Source organism: Mesorhizobium sp. M2E.F.Ca.ET.209.01.1.1, assembly GCF_004010375.2.
In the GTDB taxonomy this organism is placed as follows: Bacteria; Pseudomonadota; Alphaproteobacteria; order Rhizobiales; family Rhizobiaceae; genus Mesorhizobium.
On record NZ_SADP02000089.1, the window covers coordinates 1 to 596 of the forward strand.

1 pseudogene is annotated in these 596 nt (G+C 63.9%); it reads right to left on the reverse strand.

From position 1 onward, the window contains the following. Positions 1-212: pseudogene (locus tag EN852_RS34700) on the reverse strand (hypothetical protein); the annotation flags it as partial. Positions 213-596 lie beyond the last annotated feature (384 nt).

Below are 596 nucleotides of genomic sequence, written 5' to 3' on the forward strand. Positions count from 1 at the left end.
GAGAAGGGTGCGCAGAGGAAATCGCCGGAGAGGCGGACGGTGCCTTCGGGGAGGTTGGCGGGCAATGTCCCGCGCGGCGCGCCGACCCAGGGTGCGCGATGCAGCGGCTTCAGGATATGGCCGTCGATTTCGACCTGCATGGCGGCGATATGCCCGACGGCAAGATCGAGCGAAACCGAGATGCCCTTTGCGTTGATGGTGACGGTGTCCATTGTGCTATCCCGCGAATCTTTTAGCGCGACAGAGAAGCCTGTCGGGTGCCTTCCGTGCAAGCGGTGCGGTCGGCATTTTGCATCAGTTCCTCACCGTCCCCCTTGTGGGGAGGTTCGGCGAGCGGTCGGAGCGAAGCGGAGACCGGTCGACGGGAGGGGGTCTGACAAAAAGAGTCCTTTCGACCCCCACCCCGATCCGCGATGCGGATCGACCCTCCCCACAAGGGGGTGGGCCGCTACTGCCTTTTATACTCCCGCACCGGCGACTTGGTGCCGTCCGTGTAGGTCACCTGCACCGCCATCGACCTCACGTCGTCCTTCACCTTGAAATAGGGCTGGTAGTCGGACGGAACGGCATACGGGTCCTTGGTGTCGCAGGGCGGC